At 72.1% G+C, this 24,345-nt stretch carries 23 protein-coding genes and 1 other RNA gene; 12 read left to right on the top strand and 12 right to left on the bottom strand.

Features of this window, described 5'->3' with window-relative positions; genetic code table 11:
- Nucleotide 1 precedes the first annotated feature (1 nt).
- The gene (locus tag ACLQ21_RS11155) at nucleotides 2-1,231 is read right to left on the bottom strand and encodes an MFS transporter (RefSeq protein ID WP_425663681.1); all 1,230 of its coding nucleotides are present in this window, start codon (nucleotides 1,229-1,231) and stop codon (nucleotides 2-4) included.
- A 99-nt stretch (nucleotides 1,232-1,330) separates the two neighbouring features.
- Here ACLQ21_RS11155 and prfB point away from each other — a divergent pair, with 99 nt between their 5' ends.
- Both prfB and ACLQ21_RS11145 read left to right on the top strand, forming a co-directional pair.
- The gene (gene prfB, locus ACLQ21_RS11150; RefSeq protein ID WP_425663679.1) at nucleotides 1,331-2,446 is read left to right on the top strand and encodes a peptide chain release factor 2; all 1,116 of its coding nucleotides are present in this window, start codon (nucleotides 1,331-1,333) and stop codon (nucleotides 2,444-2,446) included.
- A 9-nt stretch (nucleotides 2,447-2,455) separates the two neighbouring features.
- Nucleotides 2,456-3,850, top strand: a complete 1,395-nt coding sequence (locus ACLQ21_RS11145) for a 4-hydroxyphenylacetate 3-hydroxylase N-terminal domain-containing protein (protein WP_425663677.1) — start codon at nucleotides 2,456-2,458, stop codon at nucleotides 3,848-3,850.
- A gap of 65 nt (nucleotides 3,851-3,915) precedes the next feature.
- Here the strand turns inward: ACLQ21_RS11145 and ACLQ21_RS11140 are convergent, their stop codons facing one another.
- Nucleotides 3,916-4,830, bottom strand: a complete 915-nt coding sequence (locus tag ACLQ21_RS11140) for a hypothetical protein (protein WP_425663675.1) — start codon at nucleotides 4,828-4,830, stop codon at nucleotides 3,916-3,918.
- Nucleotides 4,831-5,207: 377 nt separating this feature from the next.
- Between ACLQ21_RS11140 and ftsE the strand changes: the two genes are divergently transcribed.
- The 6 genes from ftsE to ACLQ21_RS11110 all read left to right on the top strand — a co-directional run bounded on the left by ftsE (nucleotide 5,208) and on the right by ACLQ21_RS11110 (nucleotide 10,486).
- Nucleotides 5,208-5,924, top strand: coding sequence for a cell division ATP-binding protein FtsE (ftsE, locus tag ACLQ21_RS11135; RefSeq protein WP_425663673.1), 717 nt, complete (start codon nucleotides 5,208-5,210; stop codon nucleotides 5,922-5,924).
- The gene (gene ftsX, locus ACLQ21_RS11130; RefSeq protein WP_425663672.1) at nucleotides 5,921-6,835 is read left to right on the top strand and encodes a permease-like cell division protein FtsX; all 915 of its coding nucleotides are present in this window, start codon (nucleotides 5,921-5,923) and stop codon (nucleotides 6,833-6,835) included. Before ftsE ends, ftsX begins: the two co-directional genes overlap by 4 nt.
- Before the next feature lie 57 nt (nucleotides 6,836-6,892).
- Entirely contained in the window at nucleotides 6,893-7,369 is a 477-nt protein-coding gene (smpB, locus tag ACLQ21_RS11125) for an SsrA-binding protein SmpB (RefSeq protein WP_425663670.1), read from the top strand.
- A 93-nt stretch (nucleotides 7,370-7,462) separates the two neighbouring features.
- Nucleotides 7,463-8,491 (top strand): ATP-dependent 6-phosphofructokinase, encoded by a 1,029-nt coding sequence (locus tag ACLQ21_RS11120; protein ID WP_425663668.1) that lies wholly within the window; start codon nucleotides 7,463-7,465, stop codon nucleotides 8,489-8,491.
- A gap of 138 nt (nucleotides 8,492-8,629) precedes the next feature.
- Nucleotides 8,630-9,000, top strand: a transfer-messenger RNA (tmRNA) gene (ssrA, locus tag ACLQ21_RS11115).
- A gap of 118 nt (nucleotides 9,001-9,118) precedes the next feature.
- Nucleotides 9,119-10,486, top strand: coding sequence for an NAD-dependent succinate-semialdehyde dehydrogenase (locus ACLQ21_RS11110; RefSeq protein ID WP_425663667.1), 1,368 nt, complete (start codon nucleotides 9,119-9,121; stop codon nucleotides 10,484-10,486).
- 42 nt (nucleotides 10,487-10,528) lie between these two features.
- Here the strand turns inward: ACLQ21_RS11110 and ACLQ21_RS11105 are convergent, their stop codons facing one another.
- Nucleotides 10,529-12,031 (bottom strand): CHAD domain-containing protein, encoded by a 1,503-nt coding sequence (locus ACLQ21_RS11105; protein WP_425663665.1) that lies wholly within the window; start codon nucleotides 12,029-12,031, stop codon nucleotides 10,529-10,531.
- A gap of 25 nt (nucleotides 12,032-12,056) precedes the next feature.
- Complete coding sequence (locus ACLQ21_RS11100; protein ID WP_425663663.1) at nucleotides 12,057-12,347, bottom strand: rhodanese-like domain-containing protein; 291 nt, start codon at nucleotides 12,345-12,347, stop codon at nucleotides 12,057-12,059.
- Nucleotides 12,348-12,394: 47 nt separating this feature from the next.
- Between ACLQ21_RS11100 and ACLQ21_RS11095 the strand changes: the two genes are divergently transcribed.
- Nucleotides 12,395-12,865, top strand: coding sequence for a VOC family protein (locus ACLQ21_RS11095; protein ID WP_425663661.1), 471 nt, complete (start codon nucleotides 12,395-12,397; stop codon nucleotides 12,863-12,865).
- A 22-nt stretch (nucleotides 12,866-12,887) separates the two neighbouring features.
- Here ACLQ21_RS11095 and ACLQ21_RS11090 read toward each other — a convergent pair whose 3' ends face one another.
- From ACLQ21_RS11090 to aroA, 3 genes are all read right to left on the bottom strand, one after another.
- Complete coding sequence (locus ACLQ21_RS11090; RefSeq protein WP_425663912.1) at nucleotides 12,888-13,625, bottom strand: inositol monophosphatase family protein; 738 nt, start codon at nucleotides 13,623-13,625, stop codon at nucleotides 12,888-12,890.
- A gap of 88 nt (nucleotides 13,626-13,713) precedes the next feature.
- Entirely contained in the window at nucleotides 13,714-14,754 is a 1,041-nt protein-coding gene (rsgA, locus tag ACLQ21_RS11085) for a ribosome small subunit-dependent GTPase A (RefSeq protein WP_425663659.1), read from the bottom strand.
- The gene (aroA, locus tag ACLQ21_RS11080; RefSeq protein WP_425663658.1) at nucleotides 14,751-16,067 is read right to left on the bottom strand and encodes a 3-phosphoshikimate 1-carboxyvinyltransferase; all 1,317 of its coding nucleotides are present in this window, start codon (nucleotides 16,065-16,067) and stop codon (nucleotides 14,751-14,753) included. The genes rsgA and aroA overlap by 4 nt, the downstream gene beginning before the upstream one ends.
- Before the next feature lie 95 nt (nucleotides 16,068-16,162).
- Between aroA and ACLQ21_RS11075 the strand changes: the two genes are divergently transcribed.
- Both ACLQ21_RS11075 and ACLQ21_RS11070 read left to right on the top strand, forming a co-directional pair.
- Complete coding sequence (locus ACLQ21_RS11075; protein ID WP_425663656.1) at nucleotides 16,163-16,768, top strand: sigma-70 family RNA polymerase sigma factor; 606 nt, start codon at nucleotides 16,163-16,165, stop codon at nucleotides 16,766-16,768.
- Nucleotides 16,765-17,025, top strand: a complete 261-nt coding sequence (locus ACLQ21_RS11070; RefSeq protein ID WP_425663655.1) for a zf-HC2 domain-containing protein — start codon at nucleotides 16,765-16,767, stop codon at nucleotides 17,023-17,025. The genes ACLQ21_RS11075 and ACLQ21_RS11070 overlap by 4 nt, the downstream gene beginning before the upstream one ends.
- Before the next feature lie 60 nt (nucleotides 17,026-17,085).
- On the opposite strand, the gene aceB is transcribed toward ACLQ21_RS11070, so the two are convergent.
- Nucleotides 17,086-18,765: a malate synthase A gene (aceB, locus tag ACLQ21_RS11065; RefSeq protein WP_425663653.1), complete on the bottom strand. Its 1,680-nt coding sequence runs from the start codon at nucleotides 18,763-18,765 to the stop codon at nucleotides 17,086-17,088.
- A 48-nt stretch (nucleotides 18,766-18,813) separates the two neighbouring features.
- A complete protein-coding gene (gene aceA / locus ACLQ21_RS11060; protein ID WP_425663910.1) occupies nucleotides 18,814-20,088 on the bottom strand; it encodes an isocitrate lyase in 1,275 nt (424 codons plus the stop codon).
- 198 nt (nucleotides 20,089-20,286) lie between these two features.
- Here aceA and ACLQ21_RS11055 point away from each other — a divergent pair, with 198 nt between their 5' ends.
- Nucleotides 20,287-21,807, top strand: a complete 1,521-nt coding sequence (locus ACLQ21_RS11055; RefSeq protein WP_425663651.1) for a helix-turn-helix domain-containing protein — start codon at nucleotides 20,287-20,289, stop codon at nucleotides 21,805-21,807.
- Here the strand turns inward: ACLQ21_RS11055 and ACLQ21_RS11050 are convergent.
- The 3 genes from ACLQ21_RS11050 to ACLQ21_RS11040 all read right to left on the bottom strand — a co-directional run bounded on the left by ACLQ21_RS11050 (nucleotide 21,804) and on the right by ACLQ21_RS11040 (nucleotide 24,321).
- On the bottom strand, nucleotides 21,804-22,259 hold the full coding sequence (locus tag ACLQ21_RS11050; RefSeq protein WP_425663649.1) for an adenylyltransferase/cytidyltransferase family protein: 456 nt from the start codon (nucleotides 22,257-22,259) through the stop codon (nucleotides 21,804-21,806). The two genes, ACLQ21_RS11055 and ACLQ21_RS11050, sit on opposite strands and share 4 nt — an antisense overlap.
- Nucleotides 22,260-22,345: 86 nt before the next feature.
- On the bottom strand, nucleotides 22,346-23,278 hold the full coding sequence (locus ACLQ21_RS11045; RefSeq protein WP_425663647.1) for a glycosyltransferase family 2 protein: 933 nt from the start codon (nucleotides 23,276-23,278) through the stop codon (nucleotides 22,346-22,348).
- Nucleotides 23,275-24,321, bottom strand: a complete 1,047-nt coding sequence (locus ACLQ21_RS11040) for a glycosyltransferase (RefSeq protein ID WP_425663645.1) — start codon at nucleotides 24,319-24,321, stop codon at nucleotides 23,275-23,277. The genes ACLQ21_RS11045 and ACLQ21_RS11040 overlap by 4 nt, the downstream gene beginning before the upstream one ends.
- Nucleotides 24,322-24,345: the final 24 nt, after the last annotated feature.

Raw genomic sequence — 24,345 nt, 5'->3', positions numbered from 1 at the left:
GCTAGTCGCGCGGCTTCCGCGGCAGCCAGCGCAGCAGCATCCCCGCGCCGACGAGGCAGAGCGCCGTGAGCCCTCCCGCCGCCCAGGCGATCGACGCCACCGAGACGAGCAGCGAGATCAGCAGTGGCGCGGCCGCGCCCCCCAGGTCGGTCGTGAGCCGCCAGGCGCCGAGGAACGGCGCGGGATTGCGGCGATCGGCGAGATCCGCGCCGAGCGTCATGAGGATGCCGGAGCCCAGCCCGTTGCCGAGCGCGAGCACGAGCGATGCGGCCACGAACCACGCGGTCGCCGCGTCGAGGTCGTGCGACACCGCGAGCATCGCGAACGCCGCCGCCATGAGCGTGAGCGAGGGCACGACGCTCCACAGCCGGCCGAAGCGGTCCATCACCCAGCCCGAGACGAAGAAGAGGGCGAAATCGACGCCGCCGGCGATGCCGATCACGAGGCCGGTCGTGACGCCGTCGAGGCCGATCGAGACGGCCCACAGCGGCAGCAGCACGTTGCGTGCCGAGCGGGCGAGCGAGAGCATCGCCGCGCCGACCCCGACGGTCGCGAGCACGCGCGCGTGCTGCCCCACGACCTGCCAGATGCCGGTGCGCTCCGCCCGCAGCTCGATCGTGCCGGTGGTGAGCGGCGTGCGCTCGAACGCCGAGGAGGGGTCGGGCAGCACGATGAGCACGACGATCGCGACCACCGTGCCGATGGCGCAGACGACCCACACCGACTGCAGCGGCAGGCCGATCCCGAGCACGGCGGAGCCGATCAGCGGGCCGACGAACATGCCCATGCGGAAGATGCCGCCGAGCGTCGACAGGGCACGCGCGCGGTACCGCAGCGGCACGAACGTCGTCATGAAGGCGTGCCGCGCGAGCGCGAACACCGCGTGCCCGAGGCCGAGCACGAAGATCGCGAAGCCGAGCATCCACACGTCCGTCGACAGGAACGCGATCGCGAGGGCGACGAGCACCAGCAGGCCAGCACCGATCATCGTCGGCCGCTCGCCGAAGCGGGCCACCACGCCGCCGCCGGGCACGTCGCCCACGAGCTGGCCGACCGTCAGCATCGCGGCGACGACGGCCGCGATGGCGAGCGAGGCGCCGAGGTCGCCCGCGATGAGCGGGATGTAGGGGATGACGGCACCCTCGCCGATCGCGAACGCGGCGGTCGGCACGTAGGCGGCGCCCGCGACCCTCCGCCACGGGAAGCGCTCGGACTGGTCGACGCCGCTCATGAGGCGAGACTACGGCGTGCCAGATCTGGCCTCTTTGCGCCCGTATGGGTGTGCTTTGAGCCAGAGTGGACACTTCCGCGTCGGTAGGCTGGGGGGATCATGGCCGATCTCGACATCGCCGGCGACATCGCCGCCCTCCGCTCCACGTTCTCCGACATCAAGGCGGTGGCCGACGTCGACCGGATCACCGCCGACATCGCGCGCCTCTCCGAGGCCGCCGGCGCGCCCGACCTCTGGGACGACCCCGACGCCGCGCAGAAGGTCACCAGCCGGCTGAGCCACGCGCAGACGGCGCTCCGCCGCCTCACCGAGGCGGAGGCGCGCATCGACGACCTCGAGGTGCTCGTCGAGATGGCCAACGAGGAGGCCGACGAGGCGACCCAGACGGAGGCCCGCAAGGAGCTCGCGAGCCTGCAGAAGCTCGTCTCCGAGATGGAGATCCAGACGCTGCTCGACGGCGAGTTCGATCCGCTGCCGGCCGTCGTGACGATCCGCGCGGGCGCCGGCGGCGTCGACGCATCCGACTTCTCCGAGATGCTGCTGCGCATGTACCTCCGCTACGCCGAGCAGCACGACATGCCGGTGACGATCTACGAGACGAGCTGGGCGGAGGAGGCCGGCATCAAGTCGGCGTCGTTCGAGATCGACGCGCCCTACGCGTTCGGGCACATGTCGGTCGAGGCCGGCACTCACCGGCTCGTGCGCATGAGCCCGTTCGGCGCCGCCGGCAAGCGGCAGACGTCGTTCGCCGCCGTCGAGGTCGTGCCGCTGTTCGAGCAGGTCGACGAGGTCGAGGTGCCCGAGAACGACATCCGCGTCGACGTGTTCCGCTCCTCCGGCCCCGGCGGACAGAGCGTCAACACCACCGACTCGGCCGTGCGCATCACGCACATCCCGACCGGCACGGTCGTCTCGATGCAGAACGAGAAGAGCCAGATCCAGAACCGCGCGGCCGCGATGCGCGTGCTGCAGAGCCGCCTCATGCTGCTCAAGCGCGAGGAGGAGGCCGCCCGCAAGAAGGAGCTCGCCGGCACCATCTCGGCGAGCTGGGGCGACCAGATGCGCTCCTACGTGCTCGCGCCGTACCAGATGGTCAAGGACCTCCGCACGCTGCACGAGGTCAACAACCCCTCGGCGGTCTTCGACGGCGACCTCGACGGCTTCATCGCCGCGGGCATCCGCTGGCGCAAGCAGCAGCAACTCGAGACCGAGTAGGGGATCGGCGTGCAGGCTCGGCCCCAGACCGGCAGCGACTACCTCGCGAGCCTCGACGACGGCCGGGTCGTCATCCACGACGGGCTCGAGGTCGAGCGGGTGGCCGAGCACCCGGAGCTCGCCGGCCTGGCCGCGACGATCGCCGGGCTCTACGACTCGCTGCACGAGGGGGAGGCAACCGAGCATCTCGTGCCGACGGCCGACGGCGGCCTGACGCATCCGTTCTGGACCGTGCCGCAGTCGCGCGACGACCTGCGGGCGCAGCGCGACGCGATCCGCGTGTGGCAGCGGATGACGCACGGCTGGGTGGGCCGCACGCCGGAGTTCATGGGCGCGCTCATCACCTCGATGGCCGCGCACGCGCCGATCTTCGGCCGCTTCGAGGGCAACGTGCTCGCGGCGCTCGCGCGGGACCAGCGCGCGGTCACGCACTACGCGCAAGCACTCGTCAACCCGCCCGTCGACCGCGACCTGCCGCCCGACGAGGTCGGCGACGTCTTCCTGCACGTCGTGCGCGAGACCGATGCGGGCATCGTCATCCGCGGCGCGAAGGCCGTCGTCACGGGCGCGGCCACGGCGCAGCGGCTGCTCGTGTCGCACTTCGGCGGCGAGGTGCAGACGGATGCGTTCGCGGTCGCCGCGTCCGTCGCCGTCGGCACGCCGGGCATCCGCGTCTACACGCGCGGCACGCCCGCGCGCGACGACCAGCCGCTCGCGCGCCGCTTCGCCGAGCACGACGCGCTCGTCGTCTTCGACGACGTGCTCGTGCCGTGGGACGACGTCTTCGTGCGCGACGCGGAGACGATGCTCGCGTTCAACGGCGGCGAGGTCGGCTGGAACCGCCGCCTTGCCCTCCAGGCGGCCACGCGCCTCGAGGCGAAGCTCGAGCACATCGCCGGGCTCGCGGTGCGCGCGACCGAGATCATGGGCACGAGCGAGCGCCGCGGCGTGCAGGCCGCGCTCGGCGAGGTCGTGGCGTTCCGGCACACGGTCGCGGGGCTGCGCGACGCGATGATCGAGCAGGCGGTGCCGTCCGGCGACTCCATCGGGCCCGGCGCCGAGGCCGCCCTGGCGTTCTCTGCGCTCGCGCCCGACGCCTACTCGCGCATGCGCGTGACGCTGCAGACGATCCTGTCGTCGGCGTTCGCGCACCTGCCGGTGCCCGTCGATTCGCTCGGCACCGGCGTGGTCGCGCCCATCGAGCCGCTGCTGCGCGGCTCCGGCGGGGCGGATGCGCGCGAGCGCCTCGAGGTCATGGGCGAGCTGTGGGACGCGGTGGGCACCGGCTTCGGCGCCCGCCACGAGCTCTACGAGCGCAGCTACTGGGGCCAGCCCGAGCGCACCCACCTCGGCATCCTGGGCCTCGCGAGAGCGACGGGCAGCCTCGACCGCTGGCGCAGCTGACGCGATCCGGGACGACAGCGGGCCGCCTCGTCGGTGCGACGAGACGGCCCGCTGGGTCGACAGGGTCAGTGCGTGTTGATCCGCATGGCCTTGCCGGTGACGGTCGAGTTGTTCGTGGTGGTGATGTCACCGGCGGACGGCCGGATGATCTGGCAGTTGTGCACCGAGTTCGCGCCGAAGACGTTGTCGCGGATGTCGATGTTCTGCAGCGGTCCGCGCGACTTCTGCGCGATGTTCACCGTGCAGGCGCCGTGGTCGAGGAAGTTGTCGCGGATCATGACGTTCTTGAGCACGCCGTTGTCCTGCGTCATCATGATCGCCGCGTTGTGGGCGCCCTCGATGCGGTTGCCGGTGATCCAGTAGCCGGAGCCACCCTGGATCTGCACCCCGTCGTCGTGGCTCGGCTTGCCGCCCCAGCCCGGGTCGTTCGCGTAGTGCAGCGTGTCGTGGATCCACGAGTCGCGCAGCTGCACGTTGCCGGTGCCCCAGAAGTGCGCGGGGTCGATGACGTGGTGGATGTCGAGGCGCGCCGCGTTGATGTTCCAGCCCCGCAGCCCGTTGACACGGTGGTTCTGCACGCTCGCCGCGAGCTCGCTGTCGGTGATGGTGACGTTCGCGGTGTCGGACGCGCTGCGCACGAGGAAGTCGTGGTTGCCGGCCGCGTCGCCGCGGATGATCGAGTTGCGGATCGTGACGTTGCGCGCGCGCACGTCGACGGAGCCGCGGATGTCGAGGCCGCTGATGACGGTGCCGGGGGTCGTGATGACGAGGTTGCCACGGTGCACGCGGAGCGCGGTGCCTGCGGGGACGCCGGTGTTGACCGGACCGGGCATCGACTGCGTGACGGCAGCCGCGCGGTCGACGGTCGCCGGCGCGGCGGTCGCGGCGGTCGCGGGGAGCAGGGTCGCGCCGAGGGCGACGACCGACGTCGCGACGGCGAGTCGCAGCGAGCGGCGGCGCGTGGCGGAGCCACGCGTCACGGCAGGAGCGATGGGGTCAAGGGCGATAGGAATGAGGGAACCTCTCGTGACTGCACGCCAAAGCAGACGCGTCGGCGACAGGCCGGCGTCAGCAATGGACGTGGTGATGTGATCGAGCCGCCGGCGCGGCCGCGCTGGGCGGCTGCTGCTCGGCGTGACTCGAGCGACCGGCGTGCACAGTCGTGACCCCGTGCGCTGCTCGGCGAAGCGCTCGTGCGCGCTCGCCTACGCAACCGTAACAGATCTGTAACGACTCTCCGTTCACTCGACCATGACACTGTTACAGCCACCGACGGTGCTGTCGGAGGCAGCGGAATCGTGACCCGCCGGGGCGGCGGGTGGCTCGGCGCAGCTGGCCGACATACGCTCGACAGGCCATGATCCGCTTCGACGACGTCACGAAGACCTACTCCCGCAAGGCCCGCCCGGCCCTCGACCGGGTCTCCCTGGAGATCCTCAAGGGAGAGTTCGTCTTCCTCGTCGGCGCTTCCGGCTCCGGCAAGAGCACGCTCATCCGCATGGTGCTGCGCGAGGAGAGCCCGACGGAGGGGGAGGTGCACGTGCTCGGGCAGCGGCTGAAGGCGCTGCCGAGCCGACGGGTGCCGTTCTTCCGGCGCAACCTCGGGGTGGTGTTCCAGGACTTCCGGCTGCTCAACAACAAGACGGTGTACGAGAACGTGGCGTTCACGCTGCAGGTGATCGGCAAGAGCCGCGGCTTCATCTCGGAGGCCGTCCCGGACGTGCTGAAGACCGTCGGGCTCGCCGGCAAGGCGAGCCGCCTCCCGCACGAGCTCTCGGGCGGTGAGCAGCAGCGCGTCGCCATCGCGCGCGCCGTCGTCAACCGGCCGCCGATCCTGCTCGCGGACGAGCCCACCGGCAACCTCGACCCGTCGACGAGCGCGGGCATCATGGCGCTGCTCGCGCGCATCAACGAGGGCGGCACGACCGTCGTCATGGCCACGCACGAGGCATCCATCGTCAACGAGATGCAGAAGCGCGTCGTCGAGCTCGAGGCCGGCGTGGTCATGCGCGACGAGGCGCACGGCAGCTACCGCAGGCAGCTCGCGGCGCACGCCGAGGAGGAGATGGCGTGAGGCTCCAGCTCATCGCGCAGGAGGTCTGGAACGGCCTGCGCCGCAACCTCTCGGTCGTCGTCTCGGTCGTGCTCGTCACGTTCATCTCGCTGTCGTTCGTCGGCGCGGCGATCCTGCTGCAGGCGCAGATCAACCAGATGAAGGGCTTCTGGTACGACCGCGCGCAGGTCGGCATCTACTTCTGCGGACCGGTCGACTCCACCGAGACCTGCACGCAGACGGCAGCCACCCCCGAGCAGGTCGAAGCGGTGCGCGACACGCTCTCGAGCGGCGCCATCGCGCCGTACGTGAGCGACGTGCAGTTCGAGGACCGCCAGCTCGCCTACGAGCACTTCATCGAGCAGTTCGGCGGCACGGCGAGCGCCGAGTTCGCGAGCCCCGAGACCATGAACGAGGCGCTGTGGGTGCGGCCGACGTCGCCGCAGGATGCCGACCTGATCCGGGAGGCGACGAGCGCCATGCCGGGTGTGCTCGAGGTGCGCGACCAACGCGCGCTGCTCGAGCCGATCTTCCAGGTGCTGAACACCGCGAGCCTCGCCGCGATCGGCGTCGCGGTGTTGATGCTGGTCGCGGCGGTGCTGCTGATCTCCACGACCATCCGCCTCTCCGCCTTCTCGCGGAAGCGGGAGCTCGGGATCATGCGGCTGGTGGGTGCATCGAACCGGTTCATCCAGACCCCGTTCATCATCGAGGGGGTGGTGGCCGCGCTCGTCGGCGCCGTGCTGGCGGCCGGATCGGTGGTCGCGGTCGTGCACTTCTTCCTCCAGGGCTACGTCGCTCCGATGCTGCAGACGATCGCGATCGTGGGCCTCGACGACGCGCTGCTCGTGGCGCCCGTGCTCATCGGCATCGGGGTGCTGTTCGCCGGCGTCGCGGCGGCCGTCGCCATCCGTCGGTACCTCAAGATCTGAAGCCGCTAGACTGAGCGGCTGCCCGAAGGCCGGGCACCGACGACCCAGGAGCAAGCCATGCCTCGCGAACAGGGCCAGAAGGTCGTGGCGCAGAACCGCAAGGCGCGCCACGATTACACGATCGAGGATCGGATCGAGGCGGGCCTCGTGCTCACCGGCACCGAGGTCAAGTCGCTGCGCGCGGGCAGGGCGTCGCTCGTCGACGGCTACGCGTTCATCGAGTACGGCGAGGCGTGGCTCGACGCCGTGCACATCGCCGAGTACGGCCAGGGGACGTGGACGAACCATCCGCCCCGTCGCAAGCGCAAGCTGCTGCTGCACAAGGACGAGATCGAGAAGCTTGCGGCGAAGGTCTCCCAGGGCGGCTACACGCTCGTGCCCCTCTCGCTCTACTTCTCGGACGGGCGGGCCAAGGTCGAGCTCGCCGTCGCGAAGGGCAAGAAGGAGTACGACAAGCGGCACGCGCTGCGCGAGCGGCAGGACAAGCGCGAGGCCGAGCGCGCCATGCGGACGCGCAACCGGCTCAACGAGTGACGGCCGCGTAGCCGCGGTTCGACTTTCGCCTGCCCCGCCGGTTGAATGGGGGCGCCGGCAGGATTCACCCAGGGCCCTCCGGCGGAAGGCGAAATGCGAGTCGGCATCCTCACGTCCGGGGGCGACTGCCCCGGCCTCAACGCAGTCATCCGAGCGGCGGTGCTCACCGGCATGGTGCACCACGACCTCGAGTTCGTCGGCATCCGCGACGGCTACCGCGGCCTCGTAGAGGGCGATGTGCGGGTGCTGAACCGCTCGTCGGTGCGAGGCACGTCGCGGATCGGCGGCACGATCCTCGGCACGAGCCGCACGAACCCGTACGAGCACCCGAACGGCGGCGCGGCGAGCATCGCCAAGACGCTCGAGCGCCTCGGCATCGACGCCGTCATGGCCATCGGCGGCGAGGGCACCCTCGCGGCCGCGAACCGGCTCGCCGACGACGGGCTGCCGGTGGTCGGGGTGCCGAAGACGATCGACAACGACCTCGACGCGACGGACTACACCTTCGGGTTCGACACGGCCGTGCAGATCGCGACGGAGGCGGGCGATCGGCTGCGCACGACCGGCGACTCGCACATGCGCTGCATGGTGCTCGAGGTGATGGGCCGGCACGTCGGCTGGATCGCGCTCCACACGGGCATCGCGACCGGCGCGCACGTCACGCTCATCCCCGAGCAGCCGCGCTCGATCGAGTGGATCTGCGAGTACGTGCAGTCGGTCTACGACCGGCGTCGGGCGCCGCTCGTCGTGGTGTCGGAGGGCTTCAAGCTCGACGGCATGGACGAGGAGTACTCGCGCAAGGGCCTGGACGCGTCGAACCGGCCGCGGCTCGGCGGCATCGGCGAGATCCTCGCGCCGATGATCGAGGAGCGCACGGGCATCGAGTCGCGCTCGACCGTGCTCGGGCACATCCAGCGCGGCGGAGCGCCGAGCGGCGCCGACCGCGTCCTCGCCACGCGCTTCGGCCTCGCCGCGATCGACGCGATCATCGCGGAGGCGTGGGGGAGCATGGTGTCGCTGCGCGGCACCGACATCGTCCGCGTGCCGATGTCGGATGCGCTCGGCGAGCTCAAGCGCGTGCCGGACCACCGCTACCGCGAGGCGGAGATGCTCTTCGGCTGACGCCGCCCCTGGCCCGGGCGTCGCCGCACCGCCTTGCCGAGCCGCCCAGTGGCGCGGTATCGTGGTGGGCTGGCCTCGCCAGCGCGCCGGAGGCATCCGGCATTGACAACTCCACAGCGTGCGACTCGCACCCAGCACGGGGATGATCGGTTTCGACATCGTCTCGGTTGCTGCGGGAAGCGGGTAGAGGATCCAGGGTTATCTCTTGAACGCTCCCTGGGAACCAATAGGTGCCAATGCAAAGCGCACCGACTTCGCCCTCGCTGCTTAAGCGAGCCTGAAGTCCGTCAGACCGGAGACGCCCTCGCTCCGGACCCTGGCGTCATCTTGAGGGCTTGCTGCGATGCTGCGTCACAGGGCATCGCGGGACTTGAACTGTGACTGGGCTCGTCGACCTAGGTGCTCAGGACAAAGGTCGGAGCCGAGCAGAACGCCTTCCCTGAGCTGCACCCGGAGAATCCGCACGATATGAGCGTTGGACGGGGGTTCGATTCCCCCCATCTCCACCATTCGGGCTGCGAGTCGCACGTTGTGAGAGCTGATGCCCTGACGCCGCCCGCGTCGACCGCGCGCATCCGTCCCCGCCAGTACGCTGGGGGTTGATCGACAGTGCGAGGAGGCAATGGCGTGAGCGACTACCGGGTCACCGACCCCTACACCGGCCAGGTCGTCAAGGAGTACCCGACGGCCACCGACGAGGAGGTGCGCGCAGCGATCGAGCGCGCGCACGCCGCCTACGAGCCGTGGAGGGACACGCCGCTCGCCGAGCGCGCGGCGATCCTGGGCAGGGCGGCCGACGCCTTCCAGTCGCGCTCGCGAGAGCTGGCCGAGATCATCCGCACCGAGATGGGCAAGCCGCTCGGGCAGGGCGTCGCCGAGGCGGAGTTCTCGGCCGAGATCATCCAGTACTACGCCGACAACGCGGAGCGGTTCCTCGCCGACGAGGTGCTCGAGGTCCGCTCGGGCGTGGACGCCCGCATCCGCAAGTCGGCGCAGGGCGTGATCCTCGGCATCATGCCCTGGAACTTCCCCTACTACCAGGTCGCGCGCTTCGCGTTCCCGAACCTCATGCTCGGCAACACCGTGCTGCTCAAGCACGCGCCGCAGTGCCCGTGGTCGGCGACCGTCATCGCCGAGATCCTCGCGGAGGCTGGACTGCCGGCGGGCGCCTACGAGAACATCTTCGCGACGAACCAGCAGATCGGCGAGATCGTCATCCCCGACCCGCGCGTGCGCGGCGTCTCGCTCACCGGCTCAGAGCGCGCCGGCGCGGCGGTCGCCGAGATCGCCGGCCGCCACCTGAAGAAGGTCGTGCTCGAGCTCGGCGGCTCCGACCCGTTCGTCGTGCTCTCCGCCGACGACCTGGATGCGGTCGTGGACGCCGCCGTCGAGACGCGGATGGAGAACTCCGGCCAGTCCTGCAACGCGTCGAAGCGCTTCATCGTCATCGACGAGCTCTACGACGCGTTCTCGGAGAAGCTCGGCGCCGCGATCGCCGAGCTGCCCGTCGGCGACGCCGACGACGAGGACGCGCTCGTGGGCCCGCTGTCGTCTCAGGCCGCCGCCGACCGGCTGCGGGAGCAGACGAGCGCCGCGGTCGCGGAGGGAGCGCGCGTGCTCGCGGGCACCGTCACCGAGGCGGGCGACACCCGCGTGACGCCGGCGCTGCTCGGCGACGTCACCGTCGACATGGAGGCGTTCCGGGAGGAGCTCTTCGGCCCCGTCGGCACGGTCTACCGCGCGAAGGATGTCGACGACGCGGTGCGCCTCGCCAACGGCACGCCGTTCGGCCTCGGCGCGCGCGTGTGGTGCAACGACCCCGAGCTCGCGCTCGCGGTCGCCGACCGCATCGACGCCGGCATGGTGTCGATCAACGGCGCCGGCTCCGAGGACTACGACATGCCCTTCGGCGGCACCAAGCGAAGCGGCTTCGGCCGGGAGCTCGGCCCGCACGGCATGGAGGAGTTCATGAACAAGAAGCTCATCGTCGGCTGATCCAGCCGGCTCGGCTCCGCTGACCCGAGGCTCTCGGCCGCGTCAGCGGAGCCAGCGGCGGAGGCGCTTGCGCGACGCCCGCGCCCACGCGCGCTCGGCATCCCGCTCGAGCGTCTCCGCCGACGCCTGCTCACGCGCATGCAGCAGGCCGTAGCCGAACGCATTCTCGCCCGCCAGGTGCGCCCGCACGCCCAGCTTTCGCAGCAGCGTCCGCGCGATCACGGTGTCGTGCTGCTCGCCGAGCACCGACTGCACCCGCTTCGCCGCCTTGGCGCTGCGGACCGCGTCCCGCCCGTCGATCGGCTCGAGCACCTCGGCGGCGTACCGCGCGCGCTTCGCGGCCTTCCTCGTCTCGTGGAGGCGCGCGTCCCGCGCCGCGCCGGCCGGCGCCGCCTGGGCGACCGCCGCCCGCCGGCGCAGGCGCCGGAGCTCGCGCCGCACGCGAGCGCGCAGCGCGCCCGGGTCGACGGCGGCGGCCGTCCACGGCGGGTCGGCGGCGAACCCCGCGAGCTCGTCCATCAGGCGTAGGTAGCGCTCCGAGCGCATCGCCTCGACGGCGCGCTCGTGCGCCGACCGGTAGCGCGAGCTGAGCTCGTCGTCGAGCCGCTGCGCGACGGGCCCCATCACGAGCTCGACAGGCTCCGCCGCGACGAGCGCGGCGAGCCGGGCACGCAGCACCTCGGCGTCGCGAGCGTCGCCGAGCAGGCTCGCGATCCAGCGCAGCTCGTCGCGCAGCGGCCCGGCGGTCGTGGCGTCGAGCAGCGGCCGGAAGGCTGCCAGCAGGCTGCGCAGGCGCCTCGCGGCGACACGCATCCGATGCACGCTGCCCTCGACGTCGGCGCGCACGAGCGGGTCGCGCGTCCGCAGCTCCGCGACCTGCTCGCGCAGCGCCGCCTGCAGCACGCTCGCGGCGGAGCCATCGCCGGCCTCGCGCTCCGCCCGGCTGCCGCCGTCGCGGCCGAGCAGCCGGGCGACCTTCGACCCGACGGCGGCCGGCGTCGCGCCCGCCTGCTCGAGCACCGCCGCGACGGCGTCGAGGTGCTCGCGCTCGCCGTCGACGACCTCGACCTCCCACTCCCGCCAGCTCAGCGCGGCGCCCGACGGCAGCGGCCGCGCCTCGACCGCGTCGTCGGCGATCTCGACGAGCACCCGCTCGTCGGCGTCGCGGAGGCGGTGCACCGTCCGGTGCGTGCGGATCTCGGCGATCGGCTGCAGCGGCTCGTCGCGCACGAACAGCCGTGCCGCGTCGCGCAGCGGCTCCGGCACCTCGCGGGTCGCCCGACCGGGCGGCAGCCGCAGCTCGTCGCGGCCGCCGTCGACCGGCAGCTTCAGGTGCCAGCCGGCGTCGTCGCCGCCCGTGCGGCGCCGGAGCGAGATGCCGGCTGCGGCGAGCGCGCCTGACGGCGTGTCGAAGTACGTCGCGGTGAGCCGGTGCTCCGCCGGGGCGTCGACCGCCGCGATGCCCTCGATCGCCTCGAGCGGCGGCACCGCGGCGTCCGCGGGCGCCTCGAGCTTGGTCTCGACCTCGTGGTGGCGCGTCGTCATGCCTCGGTTCTACACCCGAGCGCCGTCAGTCGACCGAGCCCACCATCGGGCGGCCCTCGGCGGCCCACTGCACGGTGCCGCCCGCGACGTTGACGGCTTCCCGGCCCCGCTGCTCGAGGAAGGCGACGACCCGCCCGCTGCGCGCGCCCGAGCGGCAGATGACCGCTGCGCCGTCGGGCACCTCGCCGATCCTGGCCATGATCTCGCTCATGGGGATGTGGATCGCGCCCTCCGCGTGCCCTGCCTGCCACTCGTCCGCCTCGCGGACGTCGACGAGGGGGCGGTCGTGGACCTCGGCAGGGGTGATGTCGCGCATGGGATCCACGCTAGCGCCGCGCTCATCCCGGGAGCATGATGGCCGCCATGGACGTGCGCAGCTGCATCTGGTTCGACGGCAGGATCGAGGAGGCCGCCGAGTTCTACGTCTCGCTCGTGCCGGGCTCCGAGCTGGGGCCGGTGTCGCGCTACCCGGACGACAGCGCCTTCCCGGGACCGGACCCGGGCGCGGCGCTCACGGTCGACTTCACGCTCGCCGGCGTGCCGTACCAGCTGCTCAACGGCGGGCCGCAGTTCCCGCTCACCGAGGCGTTCTCGATCGTGCTCATCGTCGACGGGCAGGAGGAGGTCGACCGCGTGTGGGATGCGCTGACCGCCGACGGCGGGCAGGAGTCGATGTGCGGCTGGTGCAAGGACCGCTTCGGGCTCTCGTGGCAAGTCGTACCGCGCCGCTTCGTCGAGCTCATGAGCGGCCCGCACGCGGGAGCGGTCTCTGGCGTGCTCATGCGGATGCGCAAGATCGACATCGCCGAGCTCGAGGCCGCCGCGGTCGGCTGAGCGCGTCCCCGCGCCGCGTGGGTCAGCGCGCGAGGCGCGACAGCAGCTGCTGGTGCAGCAGACCGTTCGAGGCGAGCGCCGAGCCGTGCCACGGGCCCAGCTCGCCGCCGATCGACGTGAACGTGCCGCCGGCCTCCTCGATGACGGGCACGAGCGCCGCCATGTCGTAGGGCTTCAGGTCGAACTCCGCGACCGCGTCGATCGTGCCCTCGGCGAGCAGCATGTAGCTCCACGCGTCGCCGTACGAGCGCGCTCGCCACACGTCGCGCTGCAGCGCGACGAGGTCGTCGATGCGGCCGGCGCCGTCCCAGCCCTGGATCGCGTTGTACGACAGCACCGAGTCGGCGAGGTCCTCGACCTTCGAGACGCGGATCTGCCGCGGCTTCGCCACATCGGTCCACGCGCCCTGGCCCTGCGCCGCCCACCAGCGGCCGCCGAGCGCGGGCGCCGACACCACGCCGACGACGGGGTGGTGGTCGACGACGAGCGCGATGAGCGTCGCCCAGATGGGTGCGCCGCGCAGGTAGTGCGCGGTGCCGTCGATCGGGTCGACGATCCACTGCCGCTCGCCCGTGCCGGTCGAGCCGAACTCCTCGCCGAAGATCGCGTCCTCCGGCCGCTCGGCCTCGAGGATGTCGCGGATGCGCTGCTCGACCGCACGGTCGGCGTCCGTCACGTGCGTGGCGTCGGCCTTCGTCGTCACCACCAGGTCCTGCGCGCGGAAGCGCTCCATGGCGATGGCGTCCGCGGCATCCGCCATCCGGAGCGCCAGGTCGAGGTCGTCGTCGTACCGGGTCACGGCTCCAGCGTACGGCCACGCTCGCGGGCGAGGCAGGGGCCGATCTCGGTCACTCCTGGTGGCGCTGCTCCCTGATGGCGACGAGCGTGCCGAGCAGCCGCTGCATCGACTCGACCCGGCGCGGCGCCAGCCGGCCGTCCGCGGCGGCGATCGACAGCTCGCAGTAGTCCTCGTCGGCGAGGTGGCCGCACCCTCGCGGGCAGTCCTCGGCGACCGCGGCGAGGTCGGGGAAGCCGCGCAGCACGTTCGCGGTCGAGACATGGCCGAGGCCGAACGAGCGCACGCCGGGGGTGTCGATGATCCAGCCGTCGCCGAGCTTGAACGACACCGTCGACGACGAGGTGTGGCGGCCGCGGCCGGTGACGGCGTTCACGTGCCCGACGGCACGCATCGCGCTCGGCACGAGCGCGTTGACGAGCGTCGACTTGCCGACGCCCGAGTGCCCGACGGCGACGGTCGTGTGCCCGTCGAGCCGCGCGCGCAGCGCCTCGACCGGCGGGTCATCGATCGACGAGCGCCACACCTCGATGTCGAGCCCCTCGAACAGCGCGAGGAACGGCTCGGGGTCGGCGACGTCGGTCTTCGTGAGCACCATGATCGGCGTGATGCCGGCGTCGAGCGCGGCGACGAGGTAGCGGTCCACGAGCCGCGGCCGCGGCTCGGGATCGGCAGCGGCGACGACCATGAGCATGAGGTCGGCGTTCGCGACGATGACGCGCTCGACGACGTCGGTGTCGTCGGCCGAGCGGCGCAGCACGGTCGTGCGGGGCTGGATCCGCACGATGCGAGCGAGCGTGCCCGTCTCGCCCGTCGCATCCCCGACGACGTCGACCCGGTCGCCCGCCACGATCGCCTGCTTGCGCAGCTCGCGGGCGCGGGCGGCGGTGACGATCGCCTCGTCGCCCTCGCCGAGGCGCACGGCGAGCGTGTAGCGGCCGCGGTCGACGGCCGTGACGATGCCGGTGATGGCGCCCTCGTGCTCCGGCCGCTGCTTCGAGCGGGGCCGGTTCGCCTTCGGGTTGGGCCGCTCGCGCACGCTCGACTCGTCGTACTCCTCGTACGGCTCCTCGTAGTCGCCGAGCCAGCTCATGCGAGCATCGCCGCCCACAGCTCCGGGAACTCGGGGATCGTCTTCGCCGTCGCACCGATGTCGTCGACCTCGACGCCCGGCACGCGGAGCCCGATGACGGCGCCGGCGGTGGCGATCCGGTGGTCGTCGAACGCGCGCCACGGACCTCCCGCGAGCGGCGACGGCTCGACGCGGATGCCGTCGGGCAGCGCGATGGCGGTGCCGCCGAGCGCGGTGATGTCGTCGACGAGCGCGCGGATGCGGTCGGTCTCGTGGCCGCGGATGTGGCCGATCCCCGTCACCTCCACGGGAGCCGCCGCGAGCGCGCCGAGCGCGACGATCGTGGGGGCGAGCTCGCCCGCCGCGTGCAGGTCGAGGGTCGCGCCGGGGATCGAACCGCCGACCGCCTCAACGGTGAGGGAGCCGTCCGACACCCGCGACGTCGCGCCGAACGGCGCGAGGAGCTCGGGCAGCAGCCGACCGACCTGGGTCGTCTCGGCCGGCCAGCCGTCGAGCACGACGCGGCCGCCGACGGCGACCACCGCGGCGAGGAAGGGCGCGGCGTTCGAGAGGTCGGGCTCGATCTGCTCGTCGAGCGGCGCGATCGGGCCGGGCTCGACGCGCCACGAGGCCTCGCCGATGGACCGGGCGTCGACGCCCCGCTGCCGCAGCGCCTCGAGCGTCATCTCGATGTGGGGGAGGGACGGGAGCCGCTCGCCCCGGTGATGCAGCGTCAGGCCCTCCTCGAAGCGAGCTGCGGCGAGCAGCAGGGCGGAGACGAACTGGCTCGAGGCGCTCGCGTCGATCGTCAGCTCGCCGCCGCGCACCCCGCCGGTGCCATCCGGACGACGGGTGCCGTGGACGGTGAACGGCAGGCGCGGCTCGTCGGCGTCCACCTCCACGCCGAGGTCGCGCAGCGCCGCGATCGTCTGGTCCATGGGTCGCTCGCGCGCGTGCGGGTCGCCGTCGAAGGCGACAGGGCCGTCGCCGAGCGCCGCCATGATCGGCAGGAAGCGCATGGCGGTGCCGGCGAGCCCGCAGTCGATCTCGGCGCCGCCCACGACCGGCCCGGGCGTGATCACGAGGTCGGGGCCGAACAGGCCGTCTCCGGGCGCCTCGCGGATGTCGGCGCCGAGGGCGCGGAGCCCCGCGGTCATGATCGCCGCGTCACGGCTGCGGAGCGGGCGGTGCAGCGTGCTCGGGCCGTCCGCGAGGGCGGCGAGCAGGAGCGCCCGGTTCGTGAGGCTCTTCGATCCCGGCAGCTGCACGCGCGCATCGAGTCGCGTCGTCGCCGTCGGCGCGGTCCAGGGGCGGGAATGATCTTGTGCGGGCATCGGTTGCAATCTATCGGTCACAATGCGAAGCCGAGGAGGTGCCTGTGACGATCGCCACAGTGGCACCTGCGCCCGCGACACTAGACTCACCCGCGATGACAAGCGACCAGACCGACGCTGCGAAGCGCGACGACTTCGTCGAGCAGGCCATGCAGTATGCCGACCAGCTCTACGGCGCCGCCATGCGCATGACGCGGAATCCCGCCGACGCCGCCGACCTCGTGCAGGAGACCCTGCTCAAGGCCTACGCGGCCTACGGCTCGTACAAGCAGGGCACGAACCTGCGGGCGTGGCTGTACCGCATCCAGACCAACACCTACATCAACACCTATCGCAAGCAGCAGCGCCGACCGTTCGAGGCGCCGCTCGACGACCTCGAGGACTGGCAGGTCGGCGACGCCGAGTCGTTCACCGCCTCGTCGTCCCGCAGCGCCGAGGCCGAGGCGATCCACCGGATGCCGTCCGGCATCGTGAAGGACGCGCTGCAGGAGGTCCCGGAGGACTTCCGCATGGCGGTCTACTGGGTCGACGTCGAGGGCCTCAGCTACGCCGAGACCGCTGAGGTCATGGAGTCGCCCGTCGGCACCGTGATGAGCCGGCTGCACCGCGGCCGGAAGCTGCTGCGAGGCCTGCTGGCCGACTACGCCCGGGAACAGGGCATCGGCCTGCAGGACACCACCGTGAAGGAGAAGAAGCCGTGAGCGAGACTCTCGAGGCGAAGAAGGACTGCACCGAGGCGCGAGCCGCGCTCGAGGAGTTCCTCCACAACGAGCTGTGCGCGGAGGACGCCGCCGACGTGCGCGCGCACCTCGCCACGTGCGAGGAGTGCTCCGCCGAGCACCACGTGGGCGAGATGCTCACGGCCGCGCTGCAGGGGGCATGCCGCGATCGCGCTCCCGAGGAGCTGCGCGCCAAGCTGCTCGCAACGCTGCGAGCGGCGCGCGACCAGCACGCCTGATCACGCCCACACAGCCGAAGAGGCGGGACCCCGACCGGGGCCCCGCCTCTTCGCGCTCGGTCAGGCGGCGACGCGCTCGAGCTCCTCGTCCAGCTCGGCGGGTTCGGCGGGTTCGGCCTCCTGGACCGGGATCGGCCCCGTCGTGGGCCGCTCGACGCCGTCGCCGAGGTAGCGCTCGGTTCCCGCGAGCGTGAGGAATGCCGGGTACGTCTCCTCGAGCGCGATCTCGCGGAACAGGGCGATCGCCTCGCGGTAGCGGTTGCCAGGAGTCGCGTCGAAGCCGGCCCGCAGCTCGTCGACGATGGCTTCGCAGCGGTCGCGGGTGATCGTGCGGCCGTCGGAGGTGACCGACTCGTTGTGGATCCACTGCCACACCTGCGAGCGCGAGATCTCGGCGGTCGCCGCGTCCTCCATGAGCGAGTGGATCGCGACGGCGCCGTGGCCTCGCAGCCACGCCTCCATGTAGCGGATGCCGATCTCGATGTTCGAGCGCAGGCCCTGCTCCGTGATCTCACCCGGCGTCGTCGACAGGTCGAGCAGCGCCGCGCCGTCGACCGGCACGTCCTCGCGGAGGCGGTCGAGCTGGTTCGGGCGCTCGCCCAGCACCGCATCGAACGCCGCCCGGCACGTCGACACGAGGCCGGGGTGGGCCACCCAGGAGCCGTCGAATCCGTCGCTCGCCTCGCGTGCCTTGTCGCTCGCGACCGCGGCGAGCGCCCGCTCGGTCGCCTCCGCGTCCTTGGCGCTCGGCACGAAGGCCGCCATCCCGCCGATCGCGTGCGCGCCACGCCGGTGGCACGCGCGCACGAGCTGCTCGGTGTAGGCGCGCATGAACGGCGCCGTCATCGTCAGCTGCGAGCGGTCGGGCAGCACGAACTCCGGGCCGCGCAGGCGGAACGCCTTGATCATCGAGAACAGGTAGTCCCAGCGGCCGGCGTTGAGCCCCGCCGAGTGCTCGCGCAGCTCGAACAGGATCTCCTCCATCTCGAACGCCGCCGTGATCGTCTCGATGAGCACCGTCGCGCGGATCGTGCCCTGCGGGATGACGAGCAGGTGCTGCGCCACGACGAACAGCTCGTTCCAGAGCCGCGCCTCGGCGTGGCTCTCGAGCTTCGGCAGGTAGAAGTACGGTCCCCGTCCGCGGGCGATGAGCTCCTCGGCGTTGTGGAACAGGTGCAGGCCGAAGTCCACGAGCGCGCCCGAGATCGGGGTGCCGTCCACGAGGATGCGGTGCTCGTCGAGGTGCCAGCCGCGCGGCCGCACCACGATCGTGGGCGTCTCGGTCGCCGTGACCCGGTACTCCTTGCCCTCGGGGCTCGTGAACTCGATCCGCTCGCGGATCGCGTCCTGCAGGTTGACCTGGCTCGCGATGACGTTGCGCCACAGCGGGCTCGACGCGTCCTCGCAGTCGGCGAGCCACACCTTGGCGCCCGAGTTGAGCGCGTTGATGGTCATCTTGCGCTCGATCGGGCCGGTGATCTCGACGCGGCGGTCCTCGAGGCCCGGGGCGGGCGGCGCGACTCGCCAGCTGCCGTCCTCACGGATGCGCCGGGTCGACTCGAGGAAGCGCGGGGAGTCGCCGTCGGCGAAGGCCGCGCGGCGCTTGCGGCGGATCTGCAGCAGCTGCTGGCGGGTGGGCTCGAAGCGGTCGTGCAGCTCGAGCAGGAACGCCATGGCGTCCTCGGTGAGGACCCGGTCCTGGCCCTCGGCGGTGTCGGTGATGCGGATGCGGTCGTCCATGATCGTCTTCCTCCTTCTGCGATCGGTATGGCTTGGTAGCGCTGCTGCTCAGTGGAACTGCTCGGACTCGGTGGAGCCCGCGAGCGCGAGCGTTCCCGAGGCGGGGTTGAGTGCGGTCGCGACGAGGTCGAACCAGCCGGTGCCGACCTCGCGCTGGTGCTTCGTCGCGGTGTAGCCCTGCGCCTCGGCGGCGAACTCGCGCTCCTGCAGGTCGACGTACGCCGTCATGTGCTGGTCGGCGTAGCCCTTCGCGAGGTCGAACATCGAGTGGTTGAGGGCGTGGAAGCCGGCCAGGGTGATGAACTGGAAGCGGAACCCCATCGCGCCGAGCTCGCGCTGGAACTTCGCGATCTCGTCGTCGTCGAGGTGCTTCTTCCAGTTGAACGACGGCGAGCAGTTGTACGCGAGCAGCTGGTCGGGGAACTCGCTCTTGATGCCCTCGGCGAAGGCGCGCGCGACCTCGAGGTCGGGCTTGCCCGTCTCCATCCAGAGCAGGTCGGCGTACTCGGCGTAGGCGCGGCCGCGGGCGATGCACGGCTCGATGCCGTTCCGCACCTCGTAGAAGCCCTCAGCGGTGCGCTCCCCGGTGACGAACGGACGGTCGCGCTCGTCGACGTCGCTCGTGAGCAGCGTCGCGGCCTCGGCGTCAGTGCGGGCGATGATGACGCTCGGCACCTGCTCGACGTCGGCGGCGAGGCGCGCGGCGTTCAGCGTGCGCACGTGCTGCTGCGTCGGGATCAGCACCTTGCCGCCGAGGTGCCCGCACTTCTTCTCGCTCGCGAGCTGGTCCTCCCAGTGCACGCCTGCCGCGCCGGCGACGATCATGCTGCGCATGAGCTCGAACGCGTTCAGCGGGCCGCCGAACCCGGCCTCGGCGTCGGCGACGATCGGGGCGAGCCAGTCGGCGACCGTCGGGTTGCCCTCGCTCCGCTCGATCTGGTCGGCGCGCTGCAGGGCGTTGTTGATGCGGCGCACGACCGCGGGCACCGAGTTCGCCGGGTAGAGCGACTGGTCGGGGTAGGTCTGGCCCGAGAGGTTCGCGTCGGCAGCGACCTGCCAGCCCGAGAGGTAGATGGCCTCGAGGCCGGCCCGCACCTGCTGCACCGCCTGGTTGCCGGTCAGCGCGCCGAGCGCCCGCACCGGCGTCTCGTCGGCGTGGAGCCGCTCGAACAGGCGCTCCGCGCCGCGGCGCGCGAGGGTGTGCTCCTCGACGACAGAGCCGCGGAGCCGCACGACGTCGGCGGCGGTGTAGTCGCGGGCGACGCCGTTCCAGCGAGCGTCGGCCGCCCACTCGAGCTCGAGCTCGGCTGCCTCGGCCGCCATCGCGTCCTGCCGGTCGGCGCCTGCCGGGATCGGGTTGGTCTGCTCGGTCATGGTGTCCTCCTGGTGTGCTCGGCCTCCGGTGACGGATGCCTGTGATCTGCTCCCACTGTGCGTGCAGAAACGCGCCGAGGCGGCGCGTCCGTCCTGTGAAGATCGTCATTCCTGCCAGAGCGAGCAGTTCTGCCGTAAGGTGCCGCCATGCGCACCGCCGACCAGCACGCCGAGAGCCAGCAGAGCCGGCGGACCCAGAGCCCGCCGTCCTGGGATCGGCCCGCCCGATCGGCGCCCGCGCCCCAGCAGGTCGACGCGCTGCAGCTCGGCAAGTCGCTGCGGCACGCGCGGAAATCGGCCGGGCTCACGCTCGACGCGGTGCACGAGGCGATCGGGCTCGCGCCGTCGCAGCTCTCCGGCGTCGAGACCGGCAAGCGCGAGGCCCGCTTCTCGCAGCTGCAGCAGCTCGCCGCGCTCTACGGCGTGACGCTCGAGCAGCTCACCGGCACGGAGCCGCCCTCGCGTCGCGCGGACCTCGAGCTGCGGCTCGAGCGGGCCATGCAGTCGTCGATGTGGCAGCAGAAGCGGCTGCCGACGATGCGCATCGGGCCACGCACGCCGGACGACGTGCTCGAGACGATGCTCGCGCTCGTCGACGAGCTCGACCGCGCGGCCGAGGAGCGCGTCGCCACGCCCGAGGAGGCGCGCCGCGCGAACACGCAGCTGCGCGCACAGATGCGGGCGCGCGACAACCACTTCCCCGAGATCGAGGCCGAGGCGGCGAAGATGCTGTCGCGCGTCGGCTACCAATCGGGGCCGCTGTCGCAGCACCTCATCGCGGCGATCACCGAACGGCTGGGCTTCAGCGTGCACCACGTCGGCGACCTGCCGCACTCCACACGCTCGGTCACCGACCTCAAGCGCAAGCGCATCTACCTGTCGCGCTCGAGCCGCATCGACCACGACCCGCGCTCGGTCCTGCTGCAGGCGCTAGGCCATCACGTGCTGGGCCACTCGGTGCCCGCCGACTACGGCGCCTTCCTGCGGCAGCGCATCGAGACGAACTACTTCGCGGCAGCGCTGCTGATGCCGGAGCGGACGGCCGTCGACTTCCTCGGCGCGGCCAAGGCGGAGCGCCAGCTCGCGATCGAGGACCTGCGCGATGCGTTCGCGGTGTCGTACGAGACGGCCGCCCACAGGCTCACGAACCTCGCGACCGTGCACCTGGGGATCCCGCTGCACTTCCAGAAGGTGCACGAGTCGGGGATCATCTACAAGGCGTACGAGAACGACGGCGTCACGTTTCCGGCGGACCATACGGGCGCCATCGAGGGGCAGCCGGTCTGCAAGCGCTGGACGAGCCGCGAGGTGTTCGACGTGGCCGACAAGGTGAACCCCTTCGAGCAGTACACCGAGACGCCCGCCGGCACGTTCTGGTGCACCGCGATGACGGAGCGGAGCGCGGCGGGGGAGTTCTCGCTCTCCATCGGCGTGCCGTTCTCGCAGGCGAAGTGGTTCCGCGGGCGGGCTACGAAGGAGCGCTCGGTCTCGCGCTGCCCCGATCCCTCGTGCTGCCGAACGCCGCCCGCCGAGCTCGCCGCCGCCTGGGCGGGTCAGGCGTGGCCGAGCGCGAGGGCGCACTCGCACCTGCTCGCGGCGCTGCCGCCCGGCGCGTTCCCCGGCGTCGACGAGACCGAGGTGTACAGCTTCCTCGCCTCGCGGTCCTAGGTCGCGTACTGCGACAGCGCCAGCTCGGGGTCGCCGTCGAGCATCGCGAGCGCCCTGCGGAGCGCGGTGCTCGAGGTGTGCGCGGTGTAGGGCAGGTAGACGACCTGCACGCCCACCGCGGCGAACTCGCGCTCGAGCCGCTGAGCGCGCTCGGTGCCGCGCCAGTCGTCGCCCTTGAAGTAGTGCGTGAAGCCGATCTCGCGCCAGGTGTCGAGCTTGTCCGGCGCGGTCTCGATGTGCACGCGGTCGACCCACCGGATGGCGCGGACGATCTCGACGCGCTCGAGCGTCGGGATCACGGGCTCCGTGCCCTTCGTCTCGCGGAGCAGGTCGTCCGTGACGACGCCCGCCACCAGCTCGTCGCACGCCTCTCGAGCGTGCCGCAGGATGTTGAGGTGCCCGATGTGGAAGAGGTCGAAGCCGCCTCCCGCATAGCCGATGCGCTGGGTCATCGCTCTCCTGTCCACCGCGGGTCCGCATGTTTGCGAACGCTGTTATGCACAGTAGGCACATCTTCCGAAGCGCGCAACTCGCCGGGTCAGCCGGATTGCACGGCCACCGGCTCGCGCGCGTACTCGAACTCGTCCAGCCCGAGCGCGCCGAGGATGCGTCCCTGCGCGAACCACAGCCGGCGGCGGTAGGTCGCCTGCCCCGCGAGGTCGCCCCGCAACCGCGCCGCGGCCTCGCCCGCGGCGAAGGCGGGCACGCGCACGAGACCGCCGACGAGGAAGCCGGCGCGCTTCGCGAGCCGGCCGCTCGGGGTCTCGGCGCGCGTGTAGAGCCGCGCCCTGACCTGCCCCTGGCAGATCGCGCGCCGGCGCACGAACGCGATCGTGGTGCGGGCGGTCGCGATGTCGTCGCGCGCGACGGAGTCGGCGGAGGCGACGATCGTGCCCCCCGCCGCGATGAGGTCGCGGCCGAACTGCACGTCCGAGCCGCCGGAGAGTCCGAGCGAGACGTCGAAGCGCACCCCGAGCGCTCGTGCCTGATCCGCGTCGATGAGCACGTTGCCGGTCTTGAGGCCCGACAGCCGCTCGCCGTTCGGGATCCGGGAGCGGCGCATGAAGCCGCCGGCCGCGACCCACGGGTCGGTGCCCTCCGGCCAGACGTAGCGGACGAAGCCCATCACCGCGGCGGGCCGGTGCTCGAGCCACACGTCGACGAGACCCGCGAGCCAGCCGGGCTCGGGGACCAGGTCGTCGTCGATCATGACGACGAGCTCTCCCGGCCCCGCCGCGTCGAGCGCCGCCTGGCGCGTCGCTGCGATGCCGGGCGTCGGCTCGGCGAGGTACTGCACGCCGAGGGATGTCGCGGCCCCGGCGGCGGAGCGTTCCGGATCGTTGTCGACGACGAGGATCCTCGAGCTCGCGTCCACGCCGCGCGCATCCGCCCGGATGGTCTCGATGAGCGCGGGCAGCAGCTCGGCCCGACGGAACGTCGGGACCGCGATCAGCACGTCGGGCGCCGTCACGACCGACCTCCGCCGCGGCGCCGCGCGATCGCCGCGGCGAACGCCGCCCGGTGCTGCGCTCCCACGCCGTCCCAGTGCCGACGATCGAGGTCCGGCGAGCCGGCGGGCGGCCGCTCGCGTAGGGCGTCCGCGAACCGACGGAGGTGGTCGCCGGTGAGCGGCCCCTCGAAGGTCGTCACCCAGCCGCGGCCGACCTCGGCCGCGAGCAGCTCGTTGACGTCGGTGCGGGGGACGAGCACCGGGCGGTCGAGCGAGAGCGCCGCGAGCACGCTGCCGGAGTTGTGCATGGAGCGGAACGGTAGCACCAGTCCCTCGCAGCGCATCACCGCGCTCGCGAAGGCGTCCTCGGGCAGGTGTCGCAGGTCGAGCTCCACCCTCGGGTCGTCGGCCGCCCGGCGCCGCACATCGGCCTCGATCCCCGCGGTCGTGGGGCTCCCCGCGACGCGCAGCCGCAGCTCCGGGCACGCGCTCGCCGTGGAGGCGAACGCCCCGAGCAGGTCCTCGACGCCCTTGTAGGGGCGCACGAGCCCGACGAAGCCCAGCACGCCCGGCTCCGGCGCGAGCCTCGGCTCGGCCGCGAACCACTCGCGGTAGTGCCCGTGCGGGATGAGCGTCGTCGGGATGCCGGTCGATGGCGTGCGCTCGTTCAGGACGATGCGGTGGTCGGCGCGGCGCTCGAGCCAGTCGAGCCAGCGCCGCTCCCACGGTGAGGACCCGGCGTGCGGCTCGATGTTGTGGATCGTGCGGATGAGCGCGACCCGGGTGAGCGTCAGCCGCACGCGGAGCGCGAGCGCGAAGGCGCGCCGAGCGGCGGCCCTCGCGCGCGTCGAGCCGCCGAACAGCGTCTCGGGCCAGTGGACCTGCAGCGCGTCGTAGCGGCCGAGGAGCGCCCGCCGGCGATCGAAGCGCACGTGCTCCACGCCCTCCGTCTCGGCGAGCGCCCGGTCGAGCATGTGGATGTACGGATTCGTCGTCGGCCGCGGCGGTCCGAACGACTGCATGACGCGCATCGGCCGGGCGGGTGGGCGCCGATCGTGCGTCATGCGCTCAGTGTGCCCCACCGCGCC

Origin of the sequence: Agrococcus sp. DT81.2, from assembly GCF_049844935.1 — a bacterium.
GTDB lineage: Bacteria > Actinomycetota > Actinomycetes > Actinomycetales > Microbacteriaceae > Agrococcus.
Note: the sequence above shows the minus strand (reverse complement) of the source record. Positions and strands in the feature narration are given on the sequence as shown.

Coding starts and splice junctions, on each gene's coding strand:
- smpB (WP_425663670.1), top strand. CDS start 6,893: ATGCCTCGCGAACAGGGCCAGAAGGTCGTGGCGCAGAACCGCAAGGCG.
- ACLQ21_RS11075 (WP_425663656.1), top strand. CDS start 16,163: ATGACAAGCGACCAGACCGACGCTGCGAAGCGCGACGACTTCGTCGAG.
- ACLQ21_RS11095 (WP_425663661.1), top strand. CDS start 12,395: ATGGACGTGCGCAGCTGCATCTGGTTCGACGGCAGGATCGAGGAGGCC.
- ACLQ21_RS11155 (WP_425663681.1), bottom strand. CDS start 1,231: ATGAGCGGCGTCGACCAGTCCGAGCGCTTCCCGTGGCGGAGGGTCGCG.
- prfB (WP_425663679.1), top strand. CDS start 1,331: ATGGCCGATCTCGACATCGCCGGCGACATCGCCGCCCTCCGCTCCACG.
- ACLQ21_RS11105 (WP_425663665.1), bottom strand. CDS start 12,031: ATGACGACGCGCCACCACGAGGTCGAGACCAAGCTCGAGGCGCCCGCG.
- aceA (WP_425663910.1), bottom strand. CDS start 20,088: ATGGCGGCCGAGGCAGCCGAGCTCGAGCTCGAGTGGGCGGCCGACGCT.
- ACLQ21_RS11100 (WP_425663663.1), bottom strand. CDS start 12,347: ATGCGCGACATCACCCCTGCCGAGGTCCACGACCGCCCCCTCGTCGAC.
- aceB (WP_425663653.1), bottom strand. CDS start 18,765: ATGGACGACCGCATCCGCATCACCGACACCGCCGAGGGCCAGGACCGG.
- ftsE (WP_425663673.1), top strand. CDS start 5,208: ATGATCCGCTTCGACGACGTCACGAAGACCTACTCCCGCAAGGCCCGC.
- aroA (WP_425663658.1), bottom strand. CDS start 16,067: ATGCCCGCACAAGATCATTCCCGCCCCTGGACCGCGCCGACGGCGACG.
- ACLQ21_RS11120 (WP_425663668.1), top strand. CDS start 7,463: ATGCGAGTCGGCATCCTCACGTCCGGGGGCGACTGCCCCGGCCTCAAC.
- rsgA (WP_425663659.1), bottom strand. CDS start 14,754: ATGAGCTGGCTCGGCGACTACGAGGAGCCGTACGAGGAGTACGACGAG.
- ACLQ21_RS11040 (WP_425663645.1), bottom strand. CDS start 24,321: ATGACGCACGATCGGCGCCCACCCGCCCGGCCGATGCGCGTCATGCAG.
- ACLQ21_RS11050 (WP_425663649.1), bottom strand. CDS start 22,259: ATGACCCAGCGCATCGGCTATGCGGGAGGCGGCTTCGACCTCTTCCAC.
- ACLQ21_RS11090 (WP_425663912.1), bottom strand. CDS start 13,625: ATGGCGGATGCCGCGGACGCCATCGCCATGGAGCGCTTCCGCGCGCAG.
- ACLQ21_RS11055 (WP_425663651.1), top strand. CDS start 20,287: ATGCGCACCGCCGACCAGCACGCCGAGAGCCAGCAGAGCCGGCGGACC.